20 protein-coding genes are annotated in these 22,883 nt (G+C 70.9%); 6 read left to right on the forward strand and 14 right to left on the reverse strand.

All coding sequences use genetic code 11. The annotated features are described in order from the left end of the window. Positions 1-178 precede the first annotated feature (178 nt). From D6270_RS07410 to D6270_RS07425, 4 genes are all read left to right on the forward strand, one after another. Positions 179-1,504 (forward strand): DUF2252 domain-containing protein, encoded by a 1,326-nt coding sequence (locus D6270_RS07410; RefSeq protein ID WP_109166161.1) that lies wholly within the window; start codon positions 179-181, stop codon positions 1,502-1,504. 79 nt (positions 1,505-1,583) lie between these two features. Then, a complete protein-coding gene (locus tag D6270_RS07415; protein ID WP_109166160.1) occupies positions 1,584-2,315 on the forward strand; it encodes a hypothetical protein in 732 nt (243 codons plus the stop codon). A gap of 64 nt (positions 2,316-2,379) precedes the next feature. Further along, positions 2,380-3,195, forward strand: a complete 816-nt coding sequence (locus D6270_RS07420; protein WP_109166159.1) for a DsbA family protein — start codon at positions 2,380-2,382, stop codon at positions 3,193-3,195. A gap of 197 nt (positions 3,196-3,392) precedes the next feature. Continuing rightward, positions 3,393-5,084 (forward strand): alkaline phosphatase D family protein, encoded by a 1,692-nt coding sequence (locus D6270_RS07425; RefSeq protein WP_109166158.1) that lies wholly within the window; start codon positions 3,393-3,395, stop codon positions 5,082-5,084. A gap of 7 nt (positions 5,085-5,091) precedes the next feature. On the opposite strand, the gene D6270_RS07430 is transcribed toward D6270_RS07425, so the two are convergent. Then, positions 5,092-5,670, reverse strand: a complete 579-nt coding sequence (locus D6270_RS07430) for a dienelactone hydrolase family protein (RefSeq protein WP_109166157.1) — start codon at positions 5,668-5,670, stop codon at positions 5,092-5,094. A gap of 37 nt (positions 5,671-5,707) precedes the next feature. Here D6270_RS07430 and D6270_RS07435 point away from each other — a divergent pair, with 37 nt between their 5' ends. After that, positions 5,708-6,859, forward strand: coding sequence for a mechanosensitive ion channel family protein (locus D6270_RS07435; protein WP_109166156.1), 1,152 nt, complete (start codon positions 5,708-5,710; stop codon positions 6,857-6,859). Between the two features lie 84 nt (positions 6,860-6,943). On the opposite strand, the gene D6270_RS07440 is transcribed toward D6270_RS07435, so the two are convergent. The 5 genes from D6270_RS07440 to D6270_RS07460 form a co-directional block, all read right to left on the reverse strand. Beyond that, positions 6,944-8,530 carry a Na+/H+ antiporter gene (locus D6270_RS07440; protein ID WP_109166155.1) on the reverse strand — a complete coding sequence of 529 codons (1,587 nt, stop codon included), beginning with the start codon at positions 8,528-8,530 and terminating at the stop codon, positions 6,944-6,946. A 190-nt stretch (positions 8,531-8,720) separates the two neighbouring features. Beyond that, a complete protein-coding gene (locus D6270_RS07445; protein ID WP_109166154.1) occupies positions 8,721-9,212 on the reverse strand; it encodes a GNAT family N-acetyltransferase in 492 nt (163 codons plus the stop codon). After that, positions 9,209-10,150 (reverse strand): RluA family pseudouridine synthase, encoded by a 942-nt coding sequence (locus D6270_RS07450; protein ID WP_109166153.1) that lies wholly within the window; start codon positions 10,148-10,150, stop codon positions 9,209-9,211. Before D6270_RS07450 ends, D6270_RS07445 begins: the two co-directional genes overlap by 4 nt. A gap of 43 nt (positions 10,151-10,193) precedes the next feature. Beyond that, complete coding sequence (lspA, locus tag D6270_RS07455) at positions 10,194-10,784, reverse strand: signal peptidase II (protein WP_109166152.1); 591 nt, start codon at positions 10,782-10,784, stop codon at positions 10,194-10,196. A gap of 58 nt (positions 10,785-10,842) precedes the next feature. After that, the gene (locus D6270_RS07460) at positions 10,843-11,688 is read right to left on the reverse strand and encodes a TraR/DksA family transcriptional regulator (RefSeq protein WP_109166151.1); all 846 of its coding nucleotides are present in this window, start codon (positions 11,686-11,688) and stop codon (positions 10,843-10,845) included. A gap of 574 nt (positions 11,689-12,262) precedes the next feature. Between D6270_RS07460 and ileS the strand changes: the two genes are divergently transcribed. Continuing rightward, positions 12,263-15,406, forward strand: a complete 3,144-nt coding sequence (gene ileS / locus D6270_RS07465) for an isoleucine--tRNA ligase (RefSeq protein WP_109166150.1) — start codon at positions 12,263-12,265, stop codon at positions 15,404-15,406. Between the two features lie 248 nt (positions 15,407-15,654). On the opposite strand, the gene D6270_RS07470 is transcribed toward ileS, so the two are convergent. From D6270_RS07470 to murG, 8 genes are all read right to left on the reverse strand, one after another. Beyond that, positions 15,655-16,800 carry a DivIVA domain-containing protein gene (locus D6270_RS07470; protein WP_109166149.1) on the reverse strand — a complete coding sequence of 382 codons (1,146 nt, stop codon included), beginning with the start codon at positions 16,798-16,800 and terminating at the stop codon, positions 15,655-15,657. A 49-nt stretch (positions 16,801-16,849) separates the two neighbouring features. Beyond that, complete coding sequence (locus tag D6270_RS07475; protein WP_006123846.1) at positions 16,850-17,134, reverse strand: YggT family protein; 285 nt, start codon at positions 17,132-17,134, stop codon at positions 16,850-16,852. A gap of 90 nt (positions 17,135-17,224) precedes the next feature. Further along, a complete protein-coding gene (locus D6270_RS07480) occupies positions 17,225-17,848 on the reverse strand; it encodes a cell division protein SepF (protein WP_093686663.1) in 624 nt (207 codons plus the stop codon). 126 nt (positions 17,849-17,974) lie between these two features. Then, positions 17,975-18,694: a YggS family pyridoxal phosphate-dependent enzyme gene (locus D6270_RS07485; RefSeq protein ID WP_109166148.1), complete on the reverse strand. Its 720-nt coding sequence runs from the start codon at positions 18,692-18,694 to the stop codon at positions 17,975-17,977. A 6-nt stretch (positions 18,695-18,700) separates the two neighbouring features. After that, a complete protein-coding gene (gene pgeF, locus D6270_RS07490; RefSeq protein ID WP_109166147.1) occupies positions 18,701-19,441 on the reverse strand; it encodes a peptidoglycan editing factor PgeF in 741 nt (246 codons plus the stop codon). After that, positions 19,438-20,661 carry a cell division protein FtsZ gene (ftsZ, locus tag D6270_RS07495; protein ID WP_109166146.1) on the reverse strand — a complete coding sequence of 408 codons (1,224 nt, stop codon included), beginning with the start codon at positions 20,659-20,661 and terminating at the stop codon, positions 19,438-19,440. The genes pgeF and ftsZ overlap by 4 nt, the downstream gene beginning before the upstream one ends. 276 nt (positions 20,662-20,937) lie before the next feature. Then, a complete protein-coding gene (locus tag D6270_RS07505; RefSeq protein WP_109166144.1) occupies positions 20,938-21,732 on the reverse strand; it encodes a cell division protein FtsQ/DivIB in 795 nt (264 codons plus the stop codon). Between the two features lie 62 nt (positions 21,733-21,794). Next, on the reverse strand, positions 21,795-22,883 hold the full coding sequence (gene murG, locus D6270_RS07510) for an undecaprenyldiphospho-muramoylpentapeptide beta-N-acetylglucosaminyltransferase (protein WP_109166143.1): 1,089 nt from the start codon (positions 22,881-22,883) through the stop codon (positions 21,795-21,797).

The following is a 22,883-nucleotide window of genomic DNA, read 5'->3' on the forward strand; positions in this document are numbered from 1 at the left end:
CGATGACGGACGGGGGGACAGCGTGGAAGTCTACGACGTGACGGACCCGGACGACGGGCACTCCCGGCTTCCGCCGAGCGTTGGAGAGGGCGGGGCGGGTGCCCGTTTTGTCATGCACTCCGTCAAGCGCACCGGGTTCCCGGGCAGGCACGCCAACGACAGCAGGAGGCAGCAAGAGATGTCGGAAACGCAGACCGGCGCAGCGCAGCGCGGGGAGCAGATTCTCGCCGTTTTCGACACCGCCTTCGGGGAGCTGCTGGCCGCCGATCCGGCCGCCTTCCGGGTCAAGTTCCGCAAGATGGCGGGCTCGGCCTTCGCCTTCTACCGGGGCACCGCCTGCCTGTTCTACACCGACCTGGAGCGGGAGCAGCGCGGCGGCCCGTATCTGGACGAGCGCACCGGCCGGGTCTGGATCCACGGTGATCTCCACGCGGAGAATTTCGGCACCTACATGGACGCCAACGGCCGCCTCGTCTTCAACGTCAACGATTTCGACGAGGCGTACGTAGGCCCCTTCACCTGGGACCTGAAGCGGTTCGCCGCCTCCGTGGCGCTCATCGGGTACGCCAAGGCGCTGTCCGACGAGCAGATCACCGACCTGGTCCGGATCTTCGCCGCCGCCTACCGGGAGCGCATCCACGCGCTGGCGACAGGCGCGAAGAACGACGAGGTGCCGCCCTTCACGCTGGACACCGCCGAGGGCCCGCTGCTGGACGCGCTGCGCGCCGCCCGTTCGCTGACCCGGTTCTCGCTGCTGGACTCGATGACGGTGATCCGGGACTTCGAGCGGCGGTTCGCGGACGGCGGCGGCGCGATCGACCTGGACGCCGCCACGCGGTACAAGGTGCTGGCCGCGTTCGACGGCTATCTGGAGACGCTGCCGGAGTCGAGTCTCACCCGCCCCGACTCCTACCGGGTCAAGGACGTGGTGGGCCGCCGGGGCATCGGCATCGGATCGGCCGGGCTGCCCTCGTACAACATCCTCCTGGAGGGCAACAGCGACGCCCTGGAGAACGATGTGGTGATCTACCTCAAGCAGGCACAGACCCCGGCGGTCTCCCGGCACATCACGGACGCCGCCGTGCGGGACTACTTCCAGCACGAGGGGCACCGCACGGTGATCTCGCAGCGCGCGCTCCAGGCGCACGCGGACCCGTGGCTCGGCTGGACCGAGCTGGACGGCGCGGGCCAGCTGGTCGCCGAGGTCTCGCCGTACGCGGTCGACCTGGACTGGTCCGAGATCGACGAGATGGACGAGATCGCGGCGGTCGTCGCCGACCTGGGCCGGGCCACGGCCACCATGCACGCGGCGGCGGACGACGAGAGCGGCCACTCGCTGGTGCCGTTCTCCACGGAGCGGGCGATCGACGCGGCCATCGCGGCCGACGAGGAGGGGTTCGGCGAGCTGCTGGCCGACTTCGCCCACAGCTACGGGGCGCGGGCCCGCGCGGACCACCAGATCTTCGTGGACCTCTTCCGCAACGGGAAGATCCCGGGCCTGTAGGCGTCCGGGTCCGGCCGTGCTGTGACTCTCAGCATCTTTTAAGGTCCGCTTACCTCCGCACATGACACACTTTCCGGCGATGGACATCTCAGGTACGCAGCTCAGGGTGGTGCGCGCGGCGCTTTTCGCCGCGCTCGTCGTCACCCTGTCCACCGCGTCCCATGTGCTGCTCTCCGGGGTCCCGCTGCCGCTGACGGCCGTCGCGCTCCTCGCGGCGGCCGTCTTCACCGTGGCGTACGCCCTGGCCGGCCGGGAGCGTGGCTTCGGCGCCATCGCGGGGCTGCTGGTGCCGCTGGAGCTGGCGGCCGACACGCTCTTCACCACCGGCCAGCACCTCTGTTACGGGGCGGCCGGCGGGCCCATCGCGGGTCCGCTGCGCTCGGTCGGCTTCGATGTGCTCTGCGGGGGCGGCGAGGTCGGCGCCAAGGGGGCGCACCTCGCGGGCGTCGGCACGGTGGGCACCCCGCTCGCCGGGGTGACCGGTGCGGGCGACCGCGCGGCGGCCCTGCTGGCGCAGCCGGGTCCGGCCGTGCCGTGGCTGCTGCTCGCCGCCCATGTGGCCCTCGGGCTGCTCGCCGCCGCCTGGCTGCGGCGCGGCGAGGCGGCGCTGGCGGGGCTGCTGCGCGCGGCGGCCCTGGTGGCGTTCCGGCCGCTGCTCACCGCGGTCGCCGTGGTGCGCGGGTCCGTCCGCTCCGCAGCCCGTCCTCCCCGTGCCGCCGGGCGCGTGCACCCGCTCTCCCCGGCCCGTCTCCTCGTGCACTCCGTGGGACGGAGGGGGCCGCCGCTCACCGCGTACGCCACCGCTGCCTGAGGGCAGGGCGGCCGGCGCCGAGCAGCACCCTTCCACTCCCCACGCATTCACGGAGAACACCACCATGAGCAAGCGCAACACCCAGCAGAACAAGGCAGCGGCCCGTGAGCGGCTGCGCGCCGAGCGCGAGGCGCAGGCCAAGAAGGACAAGACCCGCAAGCAGCTCGTCGTCGGCGTCTCGGTCGTCGCGGCCCTCGCCGTCGTCGGCGGCATCAGCTACGGCGTGATGCAGCTGAACAAGCCCTCCGCCTGGGACGCCGCCGCCGACGCGAAGAACGTCACAGCGCCGAAGAACACCTCGGGCAAGGACGGCACCACCGTGGTGATCGGCAAGTCCGACGCCAAGAAGACCCTGGAGCTGTACGAGGACTCCCGCTGCCCGGTCTGCGCCACGTTCGAGCAGGGCGTCGGCGAGACCGTCACGAAGGACGTCGACGCCGGCAAGTACAAGGTCAAGTACGTCGGTGCGACCTTCATCGACAACACCGACAACGGTGAGGGCTCCAAGAACGCCCTGAGCGCCCTCGGCGCCGCGCTGAACGTGAGCCCCGAGGCGTTCATGGAGTACAAGGCCGCGCTCTACTCCGCGAAGTTCCACCCGCAGGAGAGCGAGGACAAGTTCGCCAAGGACAGCTACCTCATCGAGGTCGCCGATTCGGTGGACGCCCTGAAGGGGAACAAGGCCTTTCAGAAGGACGTCGAGGACGGTACGTACGACGCCTGGGCGATGAAGATGTCCGCCGCGTTCGACAAGAGCGGCGTCAAGGGCACGCCGACGCTGAAGATGGACGGGAAGAAGGTCACGGCCGAGGGCAGCGACAACGCCCCGATGACGGTGGCCGACTTCACGGCGGCGGTGGACAAGGCGCTGAAGGCGTAAGGCCTCAGAGGGTGGCGACCGGCGAGGCGCTGATGGCGTGACCGCCTCCGGAGCGTCCGCTTCCGGGCGCTCGGCCGACCGGAGCCGGGCGCTCCACCGACCGGCGGCCCACCTCCCGGCGACCGTTCACCGACGGGCGGGCGAACTTCCCCTGTTCGCCCGCCCGTTCGCTGTACGCGCCAGTAGGGTGATCGGCCGTGACCAGTCGACACGCACCCTCGCCGAGCCGCCGCACGGTCGTCCGGGCCGCCGCCGCGACCGCCGCAGCCGTTCCGGTACTCTCCGTCACCGCGTCCGCTTCCGCCTCCCCCGCATCGGGGGCGGCTGCCCCGGCACCCGCCTTCCTGCACGGCGTCGCCTCCGGTGACCCGCTGCCCGACGGGGTTTTGCTGTGGACCCGCGTCACCCCCGAGCCCGGCGCGGAGCCCGGTTCGGGGCGCGGGGCCGATACGCCGGTGCGCTGGGAGGTCGCGGAGGACCGGGAGTTCACCGCGCTGACCGCGAGCGGGACGACGCTCGCCTCGGCCGCCTCCGACCACACGGTGAAGGCCGACGTCCGCGGACTGCGGCCGGCCACCTCGTACTACTTCCGCTTCACGGCGAACGGCGGGGGCGGCGGGACCGGGGAGGACGCCGAGGTCCGCTCCCCCGTCGGCCGCACCCGCACCGCCCCCGCCACCGGGGCGAGCGTGGCGGGGGTCCGGTTCGGTGTGGTGTCCTGCGCCAACTGGGAGGCGGGCTGGTTCTCCGCGTACCGCCATCTCGCCGCCCGGGCCGACCTGGACGCGGTGCTGCACCTGGGCGACTACCTCTACGAGTACGCGAGCGGCGGCTACCCGGCCCAGGGCGCGGCCCTGCGCGAGCACCGGCCCGCCCACGAGATCCTGAACCTGGCCGACTACCGCCTCCGGCACGGCACCTACAAGACCGACACCGACCTCCAGGCGCTGCACGCCGCGCACCCGGTCATCGCGATCTGGGACGACCACGAGTTCGCCAACGACGCCTGGTCGGGCGGGGCGCAGAACCACACCCCGGGTACGGAGGGGGTGTGGGAGGAGCGGGTGGCGGCCGCCAAGCAGGCGTACTTCGAGTGGATGCCGGTCCGCGCCTCCACCGAGGGGACCGTCTACCGGCGGCTGCGGTTCGGACGGCTGGCCGATCTGCACCTGCTGGACCTGCGGAGCTTCCGTTCCGAGCAGGCGTCCATCGGCAACGGCGCGGTGGACGCTCCGGAGCGTACGATCACCGGCCGGGCCCAGCTGGACTGGCTGAAGGCGGGGCTGGCCGGGTCGGACGCGGTGTGGAAGCTGGTGGGCACGTCGGTGATGATCTCGCCGGTCGCCTTCGGGGCTCTCCCCGCCCATCTGCTGGGGCCGCTCACCGGGCTGCTGGGGCTGCCGAAGGAGGGGCTGGCGGTCAACGTCGACCAGTGGGACGGGTACACCGACGACCGCCGGGAGCTGATCGCGCATCTGCGGGAGCGCGGGATCACCGACACGGTCTTCCTGACCGGTGACATCCACATGGCCTGGGCCAGCGAGGTGCCGGTGCGGGCGGCGACGTATCCGCTGTCACCCTCGGCGGCGACGGAGTTCGTCGTCACGTCGGTGACCTCGGACAACCTGGACGACATCCTGCGGGTCGCGCCGCAGACCGTGTCACTGGCCGCGGCGGCGGCCGTCCGCACCGCCAACCGCCATGTGAAGTGGGTGGACATGGACTCGCACGGCTACGGCGTCCTGGACGTCACCGCCGAGCAGGCGCAGATGGACTACTACGTGCTCTCCGACAAGACCGCCGAGGACGCCTCCTCCGCCTGGTCCCGCTCCTACCGGACGCGCCGGGGCACGCAGCGGGTGGAGCGGGTGGACCGCCCGGTGCGCTGAGCCGCCCCTACAGCGTGGCCAGGAAGCCGAGCGCGACCTTCCAGGTCTGCTCGGCGGCCGCCTGGTCGTAGTCGTGGAGATCGGGGTCGGTGAACAGGTGGCCGGCCCCGGGGTAGCGGTAGATCTCCACGTCCGCGCCGGTGCGCTGCATCTGGAGGTACCAGCTGTTGAGCCAGTCGTGGGACTCGAAGGGGTCCGGGTCCGCGACGTGCAGCTGGACGGGGAGCTCGTCCACCGTCGCGTTCTCGGCGATGTCCGAGGTGCCGTGGAGGAGCAGCAGCCCGCGGGCCTTCGCGTCGCCGAGGGCCAGGGTCTGCGCGGTCGCCGCGCCCAGGGAGAAGCCCGCGTAGACGAGCCCCTGGTCGGAGTAGGGCGCGGCGGCCAGCACGGCGCGCTTCAGCAGCTCCTCCTTGCCGACCTCCTCCTTGAAGGCCATGCCCTCCTCCACCGTGTCAAAGGTGTGCCCCTCGAACAGATCGGGCACGCGCACCTCGTGGCCGGCGTCCCTCAGACGTGCGGCCGCGGCGTGCACTGCGGGCGTGAGCCCGTAGGTCGAGTGGAAAAGCATGATGTTCATGAGGCCCATGGTGCCAGTTGTGCCTCAATGCTTGGAGGACCGGACGATGGAGAACGTGCTGCGCCCGCTGATCGTCTTCGGCGGATCCGTGGTGATCACCCTGCTGATCGGCTGGCTGGTCGACCGGCTGCTGCGCAGGGCCGACAGCCGCCACCACGAGACCCCGCTGTGGGGTCTGCTGCGGCGCTGCCGGCCACCCCTGCAAGTGGTGATCATCACCGCGCTGCTGCGCGGCAGCTACCGCCAGTCGGGCATCGCCTGGGTGTGGCAGCACCGGGTCGGGATCGGCCAGGTCCTCTCGCTCGTGCTGATCGGCGCCACGGCCTGGCTGGTGGTCCGGGTCGCCGCGACGGTCGTCGAGTCCAGTTACGCGCGGTACGCCACGGCCACCCGCGACCCCGCCCGGGTCCGCCGGGTCCGTACGCAGGTGACGCTGATCCAGCGGGTGGTGATCGCGGTGGTGACGGTCGTCGCCCTCGCCGCGATGATGCTGACGCTCCCGGCGATGCGCGCGGTCGGCACCTCGATGCTGGCCTCGGCCGGGGTGGTCGGCATCGTCGCCGGTGTGGCCGCCCAGTCGACGCTCGGCAATCTGTTCGCGGGGCTCCAGATCGCGTTCGGGGACATGGTCCGGATCGGTGACACGGTGGTGGTGGACGGCGAGTGGGGCACGGTCGAGGAGATCACGCTGACGTTCCTGGCGGTACGGACGTGGGACGAGCGGCGGATCACGATGCCGGTCTCGTACTTCACCGGCAAGCCGTTCGAGAACTGGTCGCGCGGCGGGGTCCAGATGACCGGCACGGTCTTCTTCCACCTGGACCACGCGGCTCCGGTCTCCGCCATGCGCAAGAAGCTGCGGGACATCCTCGGTGACATCGCCGCCTGGGACGGCCGGGACTGGTCGCTCGCCGTCACCGACACGACGCCGTCCACGATCCAGGTGCGGGCGGTGGTCACGGCGAAGGACGCGAACGACATCTGGACGGTGCGGTGCGCGGTGCGCGAGCAGCTGATCGGCTGGCTCCGCGACCACCATCCGTACGCGCTGCCGCGCATCGCCAGCTCCCCCGCCGCGCTGCCGCCGGGCGAGCAGTGGGCCGAGCTGACGGGGGCCCGGCCCCGGCCCGGCCGCAACGGCTCCGGCCCCTCCCGCGACCTGGACGACTCCAAGGCACCCCGGACGGGGCGCGGCTGAGGGGCCGGGGCCCGGGGGTCCGAGGCGGATGATCCCGGTACGCCCCCGGGGGCCGCGCGGCCGGCTCCGTACACCCCGGGGTGTTCAGCGCAGGGAGCGCACGTCCAGGTAGCGCAGCACCCGGTCCACGACCTCCGGGTCGGAGCCGGCCTCGTTCCGGGCGGAGAGCACCTCGTGGCGGGCGGCCGACATCATCTCGCGCTGGACCCGGCTGACCGCCTTGAACCGCTCGGCCCGCTGTGCGTACGCCTCGCGCCGCTCCTCGTCGACGATCTCCGGGTTGATCCGGGCCCCGATGTCGTACGCGCCCCGCTGGAGCCGCTCCATGACCTCGTCGGGAAACTCCTCGACCTCCTGGATCTCCTTGAGCCGGTGCTTGGCGGCCTTGGCGGCGCGCAGGGCGAGCTCCCGCTCCAGGGCCTCCTCGGCATCCGCGTCGGCGCGTACGCCGAGCTTGCGGACCAGCCAGGGCAGGGTGAGCCCCTGGAAGACGAGGGTGACCATGATCACGGAGAAGGCGATGAAGATGATCTCGTCGCGGCCGGGGAAGGGCTGTCCGTCGTCGGTCTCCAGCGGGATGGCGAGCGCCAGTGCGACGGAGGCCACGCCGCGCATCCCGGCCCACCACATGACGACGGTCTCCCGCCAGCTGGTGGGGATCTCCTCGCTCACGTCCCGCCGGGTGTGCAGCCGTTTGGCGAGCCAGGTGGCGGGGAGCAGCCAGGCCAGCCGTACGCCGACGACGACCCCGACGATCGCCAGCCCCCAGCCGAGCATCTGGAACTCGCGGCCGTCGGAGGTGCCGAACACGCTGTGCAGTTCCAGGCCGATCAGCCCGAAGGCCACGCCGGTGACCAGGGTGTCGACGATCTCCCAGAAGGTACGTCCGGTGAGCCGGCCGAGCACGTCGTCGGCGTCGGCGGTGTGCTCGGCGAGGTAGAGCGCGATGGTCAGGACGGCGAGCACGCCGGAGCCCATCAGCTCCTCGGCGAGGACGTAGGCGACGAAGGGCACCAGGAGGCTCAGGCCGACCTGGAGGGTGGCGTCGCCGAGGAGCCCCATCAGCTTGATGGTGAGCCAGCCGAGCGCGAGGCCGACGGCGATCGCGACCACGGCGGAGAGGATCAGCAGCCCGAAGGCCTCGGGCACCGAGAAGCTGCCGCTCACCGCCGCGGCGATGGCCACGTGGTACAGCACGATCGCGGTGACGTCGTTGAAGAGCCCCTCGCCCTCCAGGATCGACACCAGCCTGCGCGGCAGCCCGACCGAGCCGGCCACGGCGGTCGCGGCGACCGGGTCGGGCGGGGCGACGAGCGCGCCCAGCGCGACGGCGGCGGCGATCGGCAGCCCCGGCACGATGGAGTTGGCGACCGCGGCGACGGCGGCCGTGGTGACGAAGACCAGGGCGACGGCCAGCAGGAAGATCGGGCGTTTGTTGGCGGCGAACTGGCGCCAGGAGGTGCGCTGCACGGAGGCGTAGAGCAGCGGCGGCAGCAGGGCCGGGAGGATGATCTCGGGCGGGATGCTGACGTTCGGCACGAAGGGCGCGAACGCCATCGCGACCCCGGCCAGCGTCATCAGGACCGGTGCCGGCAGCCCCAGGCGGGAGCCGAGCGGCACCGTGACCACGGCTCCGAGCAGCAAGAGGAGCAGCAGGGCCATTTGATCCACGGGAGATGCCTTCCGGAGCGTACGGTTCCGGCCCCCTCACGCCGGACCGACGTACAGGTCACTGCTGGGTGTGCCTGCGGGTCCGGCCGGGTGAGCGGCCGTAAGGAGCCCGGCCGGGTCGCCGGCCGGGCAGGGCCTCCACCCTGCCACGCACGGTTGGCGAGAAGGGCGAGACCCCCCGCGGACGGAGTCAGTCCTGAGCCGGGGACAGTGCGCGCCGCATCGCCCGGTGCGCGATGCCCGCGTCCGGGAACTCGGGACCGTACGCGACGTATCCGAGCCGTTCGTAGAAGCCGAGGGCGTGGGTCTGGGCGTGCAGGTCGACCGCGGCCAGGCCGAGCAGCGCCGCCTCGTCCTCGATGGCCCGCACCAGGGCCGCGCCGACACCGAGGCCGCGCGCCTGCCGGGTCACCGCGAGCCGGCCGAGCGAGCCGAGGGTGAGGTCGCCGCCGGTCTTCCCGGCCGCGATCTCGCCGTGCAGCAGCCGCCCCGTACCGAGGGCGGAGCCGTCGGCCGCGACGGCCAGGACGTGCACGGCGGTCGGGTCGTAGGCGTCGTACTCGATCTCCTCGGGCACGTTCTGCTCGCCGACGAAGACCTCCTTGCGCACCTGGAAGCAGGCCGCCAGGTCGCTCTCCTCGACGGCCCTGCGGGTGGTGTACGGGGGTGGTACGGCGGTCACTGGCTCTCCGCGGCGATGGTGTCGAGGGCGTGCTGGAGGTCGGCCGGGTAGGTGCTGGAGAACTCCACCCAGCTGCCGTCGCTCGGGTGCTCGAAGCCCAGGCGCACCGCGTGCAGCCACTGCCGGGTCAGCCCGAGCCGCTTGGCCAGCGTCGGGTCGGCGCCGTACGTCAGGTCGCCGACGCAGGGGTGGCGGTGGGCGGACATGTGGACCCGGATCTGGTGGGTGCGGCCGGTCTCCAGCTTGATGTCCAGGAGGCTGGCGGCGCGGTACGCCTCGATCAGGTCGTAGTGGGTCACCGACGGCTTGCCCTCGGCGGTGACGGCCCACTTGTAGTCGTGGTTGGGGTGGCGCCCGATGGGGGCGTCGATGGTGCCGCTCATCGGGTCCGGGTGGCCCTGGACGAGCGCGTGGTACTTCTTGTCGACGACCCGGTCGCGGAACTGGGCCTTCAGCAGGGTGTAGGCGCGCTCGGACTTGGCGACGACCATCAGGCCGGAGGTGCCGACGTCGAGGCGGTGCACGATGCCCTGGCGCTCGGCGGCGCCGGACGTGGAGATGCGGTACCCGGCGGCGGCGAGGCCGCCGATGACGGTGGTGCCGGTCCAGCCGGGGCTGGGGTGGGCCGCGACGCCGACCGGCTTCATGATGACCACGATGTCGTCGTCGTCGTGGACGATCTCCATGCCCTCGACGGGCTCGGCCACGACCTGGACGGGGGCGGGTGCCTGCGGCATCTCGACCTCCAGCCAGGCGCCGCCGTGCACGCGCTCGGACTTGCCGGCCACCGACCCGTCCACCTGGACCTTCCCGGCAGCGGCCAGCTCGGCGGCCTTGGTGCGGGAGAAACCGAACATCCTGGAGATGGCGGCGTCGACACGCTCGCCTTCCAGGCCGTCCGGTACGGGCAGGGTGCGGATCTCGGGGTGCGTACTCACCTGTCGAGTATGCCTTGCGCCCACCGGTCCCCGCGCCGCCCGGTCAGTCCTTGTGGACGGTCCCGTCGGGGTCCAGGCCCTTGAAGGAGAGGATGACGATGAGGATGCCGCCGCACACGATGGCGGAGTCGGCGAGGTTGAAGACGGCGAAGTGCTTGGGGGCGATGAAGTCGACCACCGCCCCTTCGAACACGCCGGGCGCCCGGAAGATCCGGTCGGTGAGGTTGCCGAGCGCACCGCCCAGAAGCAGCCCCAGGGCGATGGCCCACGGCAGGCTGTAAAGCTTGCGGGCCAGCCGGATCACGACCACGATCACCCCGGCCGCGATGACGGTGAAGATCACCGTGAACGCCTCGCCGAACCCGAAGGCGGCCCCCGGGTTGCGCAGCGCCCGGAACTGCAGCCAGTCGCCGATGATGTCGATCGGCGGCTGGTGCTCCAGCTTGGCGACCACGATCAGCTTGCTGACCAGGTCCAGCAGGTAGGCGACGACGGAGACGCCGATGAGCACCAGGATCTTGCGCTTGCCCCTACCCGCGTTCACCGCGGCGTCGGCGGCCGTGGAGCCGCCTTGGTCCGTGTGCTCGGTCTCGGGATTGTCCGGCGTACCGATGATGCGCTCCGCCTCTGCCACGTGAGTCCCTCAACCTAGGTGCCTGACTGAGGACGAGGGTACGACACCCCTGCGCGGGTCAGCCGCGCCGCTCCTGCTTCTGCTTGTCCTCGACGCAGAGGGTGGCCCGGGGGAACGCCTGCATCCGTGCCTTGCCGATCGGCTTGCCGCACACCTCGCAGAGCCCGTAGGTCCCCGCCTCCAGCCGCGCGAGGGCCCGCTCGGTCTGCTCCAGCATCTCCTGGGCGTTGGCGGCGAGCGACAGCTCGTGTTCACGCGTGATGTTCTTGGTGCCGGTGTCGGCCTCGTCGTCACCCGCGCCGTCGCCGGAGTCCCGCATCAGCCCGGCCAGCGCGGCGCCGGAGGCCTCCAGCTCGCTGCGCAGCCGCGCGATCTCGCTGGTCAGCAGTGTGCGGGCCTCGGTGACCTCCTCGGCCGTCCAGGGGTCCTCCCCGGGCCGTACCGCCAGTTCGCCGGGAGCGGTCGCGGCGGCCCGGGCGGGCGGCACGGCCGCCTCGTCCGTACCGGCTGCGGGGCGACTCGCGCTCTTCTTGGCTACCACCGTGTGGGCTCCCGTCTCCTCGGCGGCCGCAGCCGCCCCCGTGGCCGTCTCCGCGGCCGTCTTCGAAGCCTTCTCGGCCGCGCTCTTCTTCGCGGCGCTCTTCTTGGTGCTCGTGGTGCTCTTCTTGGTGCTCGCGGTGCTCTTCTTGGCGGCGGTCTTCTTCGCCGCCGCCTTCTTGGCAGGCGCTTTCTTCGCGGCGGCCTTCTTGGCGGCCGTTCTCTTACCGACCGCCTTCTTGCCGACCGCCTTCTTCGCGGGCGCCTTCTCGTCGACCGTCCCGTCCTCGGACGCTCCGTCGGCCGGTGGCTTCCCGTCGGCCTTCTGCCCGGCCGCGGTCTCTTCCGCCGTCTTCTTCGCCACCATGGCCGCGGCCCCTTCACATATTGTGATCTTGCACGCGAATCGTGCTGGGACGATAAATCGACCCCAGCTCCGCGGCAACGGGGCACGCCGCCCTTTCGCCCCTCCCCGTACCCGGTCGTGGCGCACCTGCCTCCGTTGTTCCCAGCTCCCCGCCCGGTAATCCAGCCCCCGGACGCCCCCGGACCGCCGCGGCCGACTCGGTAGGCCCCGACTGGCCATTCGGGTCACGCCCCGGCCGCGGGTTGAACCGGTCGGCCGTCAGCCGTACGGGCCCGTACACTGGGCCCAGCGAAAGGCATGGACGGGACGAGTAGCGCCGTACGCAGCCAGCAGCGACCCGGGGACGGTGGGAGCCCGGGGGCGAGCGCGTCGTGAAGATCACCCCGGAGCCGCCGGAAGAACGCCTCGGACCACGGGCTGTGCCCCAGGGGGACCGAGGCAACTAGACCCGGCGTCGCGACCCCAATGAGGGGGCCACGGGCACGCCCGGGGCCAAGGAGGGTGGTACCGCGGGAGCCGAGACGCTCTCGTCCCTCCGACGGAAGTGGAATACGTCCGCCGGAGGAAGCCGCACATGACATCGCCGCAGTACCGCCAGGTACCCGCCCAGGTCGACCTGCCCGCACTGGAACACGCCGTTCTGGACTTCTGGCAGGAGAACAAGGTCTTCGCCAAGAGCCTGGACCAGTCCGAGGGCCGCCCCGAGTGGGTCTTCTACGAGGGCCCGCCCACCGCCAACGGCATGCCCGGCGCCCACCACATCGAGGCCCGCGTCTTCAAGGACGTCTTCCCCCGCTTCCGGACCATGCAGGGCTACCACGTGGGCCGCAAGGCCGGCTGGGACTGCCACGGCCTGCCGGTCGAACTCGCCGTCGAGAAGGAGCTGGGCTTCAACGGCAAGAAGGACATCGAGGCGTTCGGCATCGCCGAGTTCAACGCCAAGTGCCGTGAGTCGGTGACCCGCCACACCGACGCCTTCACCGAGCTCACGACGCGTATGGGCTACTGGGTCGACCTGGACGACGCCTACCGCACGATGGACCCGGAGTACGTCGACTCCGTCTGGTGGTCGCTGAAGGAGATCTTCAACAAGGACCTGCTGGTCCAGGACCACCGCGTCGCCCCCTGGTGCCCGCGCTGCGGCACGGGCCTCTCCGACCACGAGCTGGCCCAGGGGTACGAGACGGTCGTCGACCCCTCGGTCTTCGTCCGCTTCCCCCTCACCTCCGGCCCGCTGGCCGGCGAGGCGGCGCTCCTGGTCTGGACGACCACGCCGTGGACCCTGGTCTCCAACACGGCGGTCGCCGCGCACCCCGGGGTCCGCTACGTCGTCGCGACGGACGGCGAGGAGAAGCTCGTCGTCGCCGAGCCGCTCCTGGAGAAGGCCCTCGGCGAGGGCTGGGAGGCGACCGGCCAGTCGTTCACCGGCGCCGAGATGGAGCGCTGGACCTACGAGCGCCCGTTCACGCTGGTCGACTTCCCGGCGGAGGCCCACTACGTGGTCAACGCGGAGTACGTCACCACCGAGGACGGTACGGGTCTGGTCCACCAGTCCCCCGCGTTCGGCGCCGACGACCTCCTGGTCTGCCGCGCGTACGGCCTGCCGGTGGTCAACCCGGTCCGCCCCGACGGCACCTTCGAGGAAGAGCTGCCCCTGGTCGGCGGCGTCTTCTTCAAGAAGGCCGACGAGGCGCTCACCGCGGACCTGGACGCGCGGGGGAAGCTCTTCCGCCACGTCCCGTACGAGCACAGCTACCCGCACTGCTGGCGCTGCCACACGGCGCTGCTCTACTACGCGCAGCCGTCCTGGTACATCAGGACGACGGCGATCAAGGACCGCCTGCTCCAGGAGAACGAGAAGACCAACTGGTTCCCGGACTCGGTCAAGAACGGCCGCTTCGGCGACTGGCTGAACAACAACGTGGACTGGGCGCTCTCCCGTAACCGCTACTGGGGCACACCGCTGCCGGTCTGGCGCTGCGAGGACAACCACCTGACGTGCGTGGGCTCGAGGGCGGAACTGACGGAACTCACGGGCACGGACCAGTCGTCCCTCGACCCGCACCGCCCGTTCATCGACGAGATCACCTTCACCTGCACGCACGAGAACTGCCAGCTGGAGGCGTACCGGGTCCCGGAGGTCATCGACGCCTGGTACGACTCGGGTTCGATGCCGTTCGCGCAGTGGGGCTACCCGTACAAGAACAAGGAAGTCTTCGAGAGCCGCTACCCGGCGCAGTTCATCTCGGAGGCCATCGACCAGACCCGCGGCTGGTTCTACACGCTGATGGCGGTCGGCACGCTGGTCTTCGACAAATCGTCCTACGAGAACGTGGTCTGCCTGGGCCACATCCTCGCCGAGGACGGCCGCAAGATGTCCAAGCACCTGGGCAACATCCTCCAGCCGATCCCGCTGATGGACCAGCACGGGGCGGACGCGGTGCGGTGGTTCATGGCGGCGGGCGGCTCCCCGTGGGCGGCACGCCGGGTGGGTCACGGCACGATCCAGGAGGTCGTCCGCAAGACGCTCCTCACCTACTGGAACACGGTCGCGTTCCAGGCCCTGTACGCGCGCACGTCGGGCTGGGCCCCGTCGGCGGCCGACCCGGCCCCGGCGGACCGCACGGTCCTGGACCGCTGGCTGCTGAGCGAACTCAACGCGCTGGTCGACCAGATGACGGTCGCGATGGAGGGTTACGACACCCAGCGCGCCGGCAAGCTGCTCTCGGCGTTCGTGGACGACCTCTCCAACTGGTACGTACGCCGCTCGCGCCGCCGCTTCTGGCAGGGTGACAAGGCGGCACTGCGCACACTGCACGAGGTCGTCGAGACGGTCACCCGGCTGATGGCCCCGCTGACCCCGTTCATCACGGAGCGGGTCTGGCAGGACCTGATCACGCCGGTGACGCCGGACGCCCCGGAGTCGGTGCACCTGGCCTCGTGGCCGAAGCCGGACCTGGAGGCGATCGATCCGACGCTCTCCACGCAGATGGCGCTGGTGCGCCGCCTGGTGGAGCTGGGCCGGGCCACGCGCGCGGAGTCGGGCGTGAAGACGCGCCAGCCGCTGTCGCGGGCGCTGGTGGCGGCGAGCGGCTTCGAGGCACTGCCCTCGGACCTGCGGGCGCAGATCGCGGAGGAGCTGAACGTCACATCGCTCGCCACGCTCTCGGAGGTGGGCGGCTCGCTGGTCGACACGACGGCGAAGGCGAACTTCCGGGCGCTGGGCAAGCGGTTCGGCAAGGGCGTCCAGGCGGTGGCCAAGGCGGTCGCGAACGCGGACGCGGCGGCGCTCTCCCTGGCCCTGCGCGAGGGCACGGCGTCGGTGGAGGTGGAGGGCGAGCAGATCACCCTCACCCCCGAAGAGGTCATCATCACCGAGACCCCGCGCGAGGGCTGGTCGGTCGCCTCGGACGCGGGTGCGACGGTGGCGCTGGACCTGGAGATCACCCCGGAGCTGCGCCGCGCGGGCCTGGCCCGTGACGCGATCCGCCTGATCCAGGAGGCCCGCAAGAACAGCGGCCTGGACGTGGCGGACCGCATCGCCGTCCGCTGGACCTCCACGTCCCCGGCCACGGTGGAGGCCCTCACGGAGCACAAGCCGCTGATCGCGGACGAGGTGCTGGCGGTGGAGTACGCGGAGGGCGAGGCGGACGACACGTACGGCACGCCGTTCGAGGACGAGGGCCTGTCCCTGACGTTCCGTCTGCGCAAGCGGTAGCCCGTACCCCTACGAGAGGGCCCGGCCGGATACGCCCCGGCCGGGCCCTTCCACGTCTCCCCGGAACCCCAGCCCGTCCGGCGCTTGAGGACAAAGGGGGCAGGGAAGGGGCGGGGAGCGGCCCGCCCCGCCCCTTCCCGTCACCGGCAGCACCGGCGGCTCCCACGCCAAAGGGCCGGGCCCCGGGGAAACCCCGGGGCCCGGCCCTTCGACTGCCGACGGCTACGCGCTCAGCGAGCGCGATCCGCTCAGTTGTCGTCCTCGTCGATCAGGAACCCGCGCATCGGCGAGGGCGCCTGCTGCATCGGCTGCGGCGCCTGAGGCCGAACCGGCGCCATCGGCTGCGTCATCGCGGGCGACATCTGCTGCTGCCCACCGTAGGACGGCGCACCGCCCATGGACTGACCGCCACCCATCTGCTGGCCACCGTGGCCACCGTGGTTGGAGCTGCCCATGGAGTGACCCATCGCACCCGCACCGGCCGGAGCCAGCGAGGGCGACGGCGGCAGCGAAGCGGCGGCCGGCGTCCGCGGCGGGGCGAGCGAGTCGTCCGCCTGGGTCTCCAGCTGACGCAGCTGGCTCTCCAGGTAGGACTTCAGCCGGGTGCGGTACTCGCGCTCGAAGCCGCGCAGGTCCTCGACCTTGCGCTCCAGCGTCGCGCGGGCCGACTCCAGCGAGCCCATCGCCACGCGGTGCTTCTCCTGCGCGTCCCGCTCCAGGGCGTCCGCCTTGGCACGGGCGTCGCGCTCCAGCCCCTCGGCACGGCTGCGCGCCTCGCCGACGATCTTGTTGGCCTCGGAACGGGCCTCCGCGATCGCCTGGTCGGCGGTCTGCTGCGCGAGCGAGAGGACACGGGCGGCGCTGTCGCCACCGGGACCCTGCCCCTGCTGCTGCATCTGCGGCTGCTGCATCTGCTGCATCTGCTGCTGGGGGTGCTGACCCATGGGGCCGCCCATCGGGCCACCCATGGGACCGCCCTGCATCGGGCCGGGGCCGTGCGGACCCTGCGGGCCGCCGTGACCACCCTGGGGGCCGTGACCGCTGGGGCCGGCAGGCAGCTGCGGAGCTCCACCGGACAGCTGGGGCGGACCCATCTGCGGAGGCTGCTGCTGCTGCGGCGGTCCAGATATGGCGGCGGGTACGGGAGCGCCCGGGCGATCCTGCTGCTCCGGGGGCTTGCGCATGCCCTGCTGCTGCTGTTGCTGCTGGTTCTGCGCGGCGGCACGCGTCGCGGCGGCCAGCTTGGCGCGCAGGTCCTCGTTCTCACGGAGCAGACGGGTCAGCTCCGATTCGACCTCGTCGAGAAAGGCATCGACCTCGTCCTCGTCATAGCCTTCTCGGAGGCGGACGGTCGTGAACTGCTTGTTCCGCACGTCCTCGGGGGTCAACGGCATCTCTTCTTCACCTCTACGTAGTCGTCGGCAGTCGGCAAGACCGTATCGCTCACAACCTGACCACAACGCTGATCAGGATGTAGACGATGATCATCAGAACGAAGAAGGACAGGTCGAGTGCCACGCCCCCGAGACGCAGCGGCGGGATGAACCGCCGCAGAAGCTTGAGCGGTGGATCGGTGACAGTGTAGGTGGCCTCAAGTACGACCACCATCGCCTTGCCGGGTTGCCATGAACGTGCGAACTGGAAGACGTAGTCCATGACCAGCCGGAAGATCAGCACGATGAGGAAACACATCAGCGCGATATAGACCACATCCAGTGCGACGCCCATGTCCCGCTGTTCCCTCTCCCCTGGCTCTCATAGCTCCGGCCGCTCGGCCGGTTCCGGCCTCGCGGCCGGGTTGTTCCCGGTGTCGTGTTCTCAGCTCTGGTTGAAGAATCCGCCCTCTGCGATGCGGGCCTTGTCCTCCGCCGTGACATCGACGTTAGCAGGCGACAACAGGAACACCTTCTGCGTCACGCGTTCAATGCTGCCATGGAGCCCGAAGACGAGTCCTGCGGCAAAGTCGACAAGTCGCTTCGCGTCCGTATCGTCCATCTCCGTGAGATTCATGATCACCGGAGTGCCCTCACGGAAGTGTTCCCCGATGGTACGGGCCTCGTTGTAGGTCCTGGGGTGCAGCGTGGTGATGCGGTACGGCTCCCGCTCGGACACGACCTTGGGCATGATCACCGGTGCGTTCTTCTCCATGTTCGGACGTTCAGGTGTGATGGATGCCACGGGGGCGATTCGGGCGGGTCGCCCGCTTTCCGCGGGGAGCTGAACCGGCTCGCGCTGAGCGGGCGGTTGCACCACTCGTACCGGTTCGTCCCTTTCGCGCTCCCGCTCGCGCTCGCGTTCCACCTGGTGCGGGGGCTGATGCCGTCGCCGCTCGGGCTCCGGCTCAGGTTCGAATTCGTCGTCGGGGTCGAACCCCGGACCGTCGTACCCATCGTCCTCCACGAGGCCGAGGTAGACCGCCATCTTGCGCATCGCGCCGGCCATGCTCCGAGTCCTCCGCTCTGTGGTGGATCGGCATTCGTCACCAAGTGCCCGCGATCCACTGTGGTCCGCCCCGTTGTACTGGGGAATGACCATATTTTCTGCTGTGGTCCGACTTGCTTCGCGACGTTACCCGAGCCCGGGTCGGACTCCGAGTACCGCCGTACCGACGCGTACATGTGTCGCTCCGGCCGCCACCGCGTCCTCGAGGTCCGCGCTCATACCTGCGGAGACCATGGTGGCAGCAGGATGACCGGTGCGCAGGCGGGTGGCGATTTCCATCAGCCGGTCGAACGCGGCCCGTTGCCTGCCGGCAAACGGTCCGGCCAGCGGCGCCACGGTCATCAGACCGTCCAGCCGCAGCCCCTCGGCCGCGTCGACCGCGGCCGCCAACTCCTCGATCCCGTCCGGCGCGACCCCGCCGCGCTCGCCTCGCTCGCCGCTCTCCGCGTCCAGGGCGACCTGGATCAGACAGCCCAGTTCGCGCTCCGCGCGGACCGCCGCCCCCGAGAGGGCCGTGACCAGCTTGATCCGGTCCACCGACTGCACGACATCGGCATAACTCATCACAGAACGAACCTTGTTCGTCTGCAATTGTCCGACAAAGTGCCATGTCAGGGAAAGATCCGCACAAGCGGTGGCTTTGGGTGCCGCGTCCTGGTCACGATTCTCCGCGACATGGCGCACACCCAGTTCGTGCAGCATCCGTACATCGCTCGCGGGGTAGGTCTTGGTGACCACGATCAGGGTCACCTCCTCGCGCTCGCGGCCGGCCGCGGCGCAGGCGGAGGTGATCCTTTCCTCCACCTGTGCCAGATTCGCCGCGAGTTGAGCCTTACGGTCCGTCATGCCCTATCAGTCCAACCAGACATATCCGGCGAGCCGCCCGGTGGTGCGGTCGCGGCGGTACGAGAAGTGGTCGCCCGATTCACGGGTGCAGACCGGCGAACGGTGCAGGTCACTCACGCCGAGAGCGGTGAGCTGGGCGTGGACTCCGCCGGTGACGTCGACCGCCGGGGTCCCCCAGCTGGTCTCGGCCCAGGTGCCGGGGACCGCCGCGGCGACCTCGGCGCGCATCTCCTCCGGCACCTCGTAGCACCGTCCGCAGACGGCCGGTCCGGTGTGCGCGGTGATCCGGGAAGGGCGTGCGCCCAGCGCGGTCATCGCCTCGACCACGGCCGGGACGACTCCGGCGACCAGCCCCGGCCGCCCGGCGTGCGCCGCCCCCACGACTCCGGTGACCGGGTCGACGAGGAGGACGGGGGTGCAGTCGGCGGTGAGGACGGCGAGCGCCAGTCCGCGCCGCGTGGTCACCAGCGCGTCCACGGCCGGGATCTCCGCGTCCGCGCCCCAGGGTCCGTCGACCACCGCCACGTCCCGGCCGTGCACCTGGTTCATCCAGACGACCGAGGCCGGGTCGAGGCCGAGCCGGCGGGCCGCGCGCTCGCGGTTCGCGCCGACGGCGGCGGGGTCGTCACCGACCGCGCCGCCGAGGTTGAGCTCACCGTACGGAGCGGCGCTCACTCCGCCCCACCGGTCGGTGAAGGCGAAATGAGCGCTGCCCGTGACGGGTTCCGCCTGGTGGTGACCTATCACTTCAAGAAGTCCGGTACGTCCAGCTCTTCGGCCTGGGTGTCCTGGTAGGGACGGGCCGGCGGGACGTGCGGCGGAGAGACCGGCGACAGCGGGCTCTCGCTCGAAGCCGACGCGGGGGTGGGCTCGGCCGGGGCCGGGCTCTCCTCGCGCGGAGGTACGGAACCGAGGCCGCCGGCCGGGCGCGCGGACTCGGCGGAGGGCCTGGCCGGAGCGGCCGGCTCCTCCCGCTTGTTCGTGTTGCCCCCGAGGGCGCTCTCCCGGCGGGTCGGCGGCTGTCCGCCGTCGAACCCGGCCGCGATCACGGTGACCCGCACCTCGTCACCCAGGGCGTCGTCGATGACGGCGCCGAAGATGATGTTGGCCTCGGGGTGGGCCGCCTCGCTCACCAGCTGGGCGGCCTCGTTGATCTCGAAGAGACCGAGGTCGCTGCCGCCGGAGATGGAGAGCAGGACGCCTCGGGCGCCGTCGATGGACGCCTCCAGCAGCGGCGAGGAGATCGCCATCTCGGCCGCCGCGACCGCGCGGTCGTCGCCACGCGCCGACCCGATGCCCATGAGCGCCGATCCGGCCTCGGACATGACCGACTTGACGTCGGCGAAGTCGAGGTTGATCAGGCCCGGGGTGGTGATCAGGTCGGTGATGCCCTGGACACCCGAGAGCAGGACCTGGTCGGCCGACTTGAAGGCGTCGAGAACGCTGACCTGACGGTCCGAGATGGACAGCAGGCGGTCGTTCGGGATGACGATGAGGGTGTCGACCTCTTCGCGGAGTTCGGCGATGCCGTCCTCCGCCTGGTTGGCGCGTCGCCGGCCCTCGAAGGTGAACGGGCGGGTGACCACACCGATCGTCAGGGCGCCCAGCGAGCGCGCGATGTTGGCGACGACGGGTGCGCCGCCGGTGCCGGTGCCGCCGCCTTCTCCGGCGGTGACGAAGACCATGTCGGCCCCCTTGAGGACCTCCTCGATCTCCTCACGGTGGTCCTCTGCCGCCTTACGACCGACGGCCGGGTTCGCCCCGGCGCCGAGGCCCCGGGTGAGTTCACGGCCGACGTCGAGCTTGACGTCGGCGTCGCTCATCAACAGGGCTTGTGCGTCCGTGTTGATCGCGATGAACTCGACGCCCTTGAGACCGACCTCGATCATTCGGTTGATGGCATTGACACCACCGCCGCCGACACCGATGACCTTGATGACTGCGAGGTAGTTCTGCGGTGCTGCCACGTCGAAGGCCTCTCGCCTCGAGTTACGTGTCGTCGCTCTGCGGAGGACCCGCGGCGACGACTGATGTCGATGGGGACGGTCCGAACGCCGACCCAAACCCTAACGTTCAACTTTAGGGTTACCAGTGTGTCTGCTTCCTGGACTCTTCCGAACAGGACACTAAGTCGACAAGTGGCGCACGTTCAACGAACACGCCGAACCTCCCGTTTTTCTTTTCACCCTATGTGATCACCCGTAGCGCTGACCAACCAGGGTGCTGGCCAGCACAAATGCACGTCAACTCCCTGATACCGCAGGGGCGCTGGGGGCACTCACGTCGAACTGTCCCGCTTTGGGCTCCGCCTTCATGAGAGCGGTGAGAACACGCGCCTTCTCGGGCCCGTCCTCACCACTGCCCCAGATCACCACCCGATCCCGGGTGAGCCGCAAGGAGACCGCGTCGTACGAGGTGATCCGTACGGCCTCGGTGTCCTTGGCGACACCCTCGGGGAGTTCACCCGCGATCTGAACCGCCTCCCGCAACAGACGGTCACTGCCGAACCGGCGTAGACTCGCCGACCGTTCCGGCTTCAGCTCCAGCAGGGGTACGCCCTTGGGAGCCCGGTCCACCGTGGCGAACCGGAAGCCCGTACCGTCCACTTCGACGAACTTCGCACCCTTTTCGACCAGCAGGACCGGTTTGCGTTCGGTCACCTTAAGGCTGATGCGGTGCGGCCAGGACCGTACGACATCCACCGAGTCGATACGAGGCAACTTCTGGCGCAACCGGGCCTCCATGGCGCCGGTGTCCACGGAGATCAGCGGAGCGCCGACCGGGGCGGCGGCGACGGCCTCCACCTCCTCGCGGGTCAGCACCTCGACGCCGCTCGTGGAGACGCCCTCGACGCGGAGCCAGGAGGAGCCGTAGAGCACCCAGACGGTGAACGCGGTGAGCAGGGCCGCCGCGACGCCGATCAGGATCAGCAGCGTACGGCGGCTGATCCGGCGCTCCTCGGGGCCGATGTGCGGCGGGCGGGCGGGGGTGTCCGCACGCCCCGCTGCGCCGCGCTGGGCGGTCGTCGGTCCGGCCACGCTCGCTCCTTCGCCGGACCCGGGACGCCCGTCCCGGGTCCGCACCGCCTCGCGCCGCACGCCTAGTGGCGTGAGGCGATCGCTTCGTACACCATGCCGACGAGCAGGTCGTCGGCGTCGCGCCGGCCGAACTCCGCGGCGGCACGGGACATTTCGTACAGCCGGTGGGGGTCCGAGAGCACCGGCAGGACGTTGCCCTGCACCCACTCCGGGGTCAGTGCCGCGTCGTCCACCAGCAGGCCGCCGCCGGCGTTGACCACCGGCTGGGCGTTCAGCCGCTGTTCGCCGTTGCCGATGGGCAGCGGGACGTAGGCGGCGGGAAGCCCGACGGCGGAGAGTTCGGCGACGGTCATCGCGCCCGCGCGGCAGAGCATCATGTCGGCCGCGGCGTACGCGAGGTCCATCCGGTCCACGTACGGTACCGGGATGTAGGGCGGCATCCCGGGCATGTTGTCGATCCGCGGCAATTCGTTCTTCGGGCCGACCACATGGAGGATCTGGATCCCGGAGCGCTGGAGCAGCGGCGCGACCCGCTGGACGACCTCGTTGAGGTGGCGCGCGCCCTGCGAGCCGCCGGAGACCAGCAGCGTGGGCAGATTGGGGTCGAGGCCGAAGGAGGCGCGGGCCTCCGGACGGACCCGGGCGCGGTCCAGAGTGGCGATGGTGCGGCGCAGCGGGATGCCGATGTAGCGGGCGCCGCGCAGCTTGCTGTCCGGCGTGGAGACGGCGACCCCGTGGGCGTACCGGGAGCCGATCTTGTTGGCGAGGCCGGGTCGGGCGTTGGCCTCGTGGACCACGATCGGTACGCCGACGCGCTTGGCGGCGAGGTAGCCGGGCAGCGCGACGTAACCGCCGAAGCCGACCACGCAGTCCGCCTTGGTGCGCTCCAGGATCTGCTCGGCGGCCTTGATCGTGCCGCGCAGCCGGCCCGGGACGGTGATCAGCTCGGGGGTGGGCTTACGGGGCAGCGGCACGGCAGGGATGAGGGCGAGCTCGTACCCCCGCTCGGGTACGAGCCTGGTCTCCAGGCCGCGTTCCGTACCGAGGGCAGTGATTCCCACGGTCGGGTCCTGCCTGCGCAGGGCGTCTGCGAGGGCAAGCGCGGGCTCGATGTGTCCGGCGGTCCCCCCGCCGGCGAGTACGACATGCAC

The sequence above is a fragment of the Streptomyces griseus subsp. griseus genome (assembly GCF_003610995.1).
Lineage (GTDB): Bacteria > Actinomycetota > Actinomycetes > Streptomycetales > Streptomycetaceae > Streptomyces.